Consider the following 2211-nt stretch of genomic DNA (forward strand, 5'->3'; position numbering starts at 1 on the left):
TTCCGGACCGGCAGGCCTTGCCGCCGCGCAGCAGCTCACCCGGGTGGGCCACACGGTAGCGGTATACGAGCGGGACGACCGCATCGGTGGACTGCTTCGGTACGGGATTCCGGACTTCAAGATGGAGAAGGAGCACATCGACCGGCGGTTGCGGCAAATGCGGGAGGAAGGCACCCGCTTCCGTGCCGGCATCGACATTGGCACGGACATTACTTGGAGCGAACTGCGGCGCCGCTATGACGCCGTCGTTATTGCCACCGGAGCCACGGTGCCACGGGACCTGCCGATCCCCGGACGGGACTTGAACGGCGTGCATTTCGCGATGGATTACCTCGTCCAGTCGAACCGGGTGGTGGCCGGTGAAGAAGTACCGGACCAGATCAACGCCAAGGACAAGCACGTGGTGATTCTGGGCGGCGGCGATACCGGAGCCGACTGCCTGGGCACGGCACACCGGCATCAGGCGGCCTCGGTAACGACGCTCGCCATCGGCAAGCAGCCAGCGCCGGAGCGTGCACCGCATCAGCCTTGGCCTACATTCCCGACGCTGTTCGAGGTTGCCTCCGCCCATGAAGAAGGTGGAGAGCGGACGTATCTCGCCTCCACCGTCGAATTCCTGGGCGAAGACGGCGTACTCAAGGCCATCAAGGTTGCCGAGACCGAGTTCGTTGATGGCCGGCGGGTGCCGAAAGCGGGTACCGAGCGCGAAATCCCCGCCGACCTGGTGTTCCTGTCGCTTGGCTTCACCGGACCGGAATCCGAAGAACTCGCCGCACAAGTCGATGCTGCCTTCGACGAACGTGGCAATGTAGAACGTGACGGTTATTACATGACAACCACCGACGGCGTTTTCGCCGCCGGAGACGCTGGCCGAGGGCAGTCCCTGATTGTCTGGGCCATCGCGGAAGGCCGTGCGTGCGCGGCTGCCGTGGATAAGTACTTGATGGGCAGCACCCGGCTGCCTGCACCGGTTTCACCGACGGATCAATCCATCTCCGCGCTGTAGAGACGGCCGTCGCCAACTAATCAACAGATGACTACTAGGCTAGGTATATGAGACGCGCAAAAATTGTTGCTACATTCGGTCCGGCTATTGCCAGTTATGAGAACACCCTGGCGGTACTCGAAGCAGGGGTCGACGTTGCCCGCATGAATATGAGCCACGGGGACCACTCGGTTCACGACGGCACGTATGAGAACGTCCGCAAGGCCGCGGACCACCTCGGCAAGGCTGTTGGCATCATGGCCGACCTGCAGGGACCTAAGATCCGCCTTGGACGGTTCGCCAACGGTCCGCACACTTTGGCCGTCGGAGACAGGTTCGTGATCACGACCGAGGACGTCGAGGGCACGGCCGGGATTTGCTCGACAACCTTCAAGGGCTTGCCCGAGGATGTCCAGGCCGGGGACCCGATCCTGATCGATGACGGCAAGGTCGGCCTTCGCGCCGTTGCCATTGAGGGACCCCGGGTCATCACCGAAGTCGAGGTCGCCGGAACAGTTTCCAACAACAAGGGAATCAATCTTCCCGGTGTGGCCGTCAACGTGCCGGCACTGAGCGATAAAGACGAGGACGATCTGCGCTGGGCGATCCGCCGTGGCGTGGATCTTGTCGCACTGTCGTTTGTCCGCGACGCCGTCGATATCAAGCGTGTCCACGAGATCATGGATGAGGAAGGCCGCCGGACGCCGGTGATCGCCAAAATCGAGAAGCCGCAGGCAGTGGACCACCTCGAGGAAATCATCGACTCCTTCGACGCCATCATGGTCGCCCGCGGGGACCTCGGCGTCGAACTTCCACTGGAGGAAGTGCCGCTGGTGCAGAAACGGGCCATTGAAATGGCACGCCGGTGGGCCAAGCCGGTCATCGTGGCCACGCAGGTCCTCGAATCTATGATCGACAGCCCCCGTCCGACCCGCGCAGAAGCTTCGGACTGCGCCAACGCCGTTCTCGACGGCGCGGATGCCGTAATGCTTTCGGGTGAAACCAGTGTGGGGGAGTACCCCATCGAAACCGTGCAGACCATGGCCCGGATCATCGAGGCAACCGAAGCGGACGGCCTGGAACGCATTCCTCCGCTCGGCAGCTCCCCGAAAACCCGCGGCGGCGCCATCACCCGCGCATCGGTCGAAATCGCCAACCAGTTGGACGCAAAGTACATTTGCACGTTCACCCAGTCTGGCGACTCGGCACGGCGGCTGTCCCGCCTG

At 62.9% G+C, this 2211-nt stretch carries 2 protein-coding genes; both read left to right on the forward strand.

From position 1 onward, the window contains the following. Positions 1–1006: glutamate synthase subunit beta (locus tag Y707_RS22965; protein ID WP_035780035.1), on the forward strand; the 1006-nt coding region annotated here is incomplete at its 5' end. A gap of 47 nt (positions 1007–1053) precedes the next feature. Continuing rightward, the coding region (gene pyk, locus Y707_RS22970) for a pyruvate kinase (RefSeq protein WP_035780038.1) at positions 1054–2211 on the forward strand (1158 nt) is incomplete at its 3' end.

The organism is Arthrobacter sp. H14, from assembly GCF_000520495.1.
Taxonomy (GTDB): Bacteria; Actinomycetota; Actinomycetes; order Actinomycetales; family Micrococcaceae; genus Arthrobacter_C.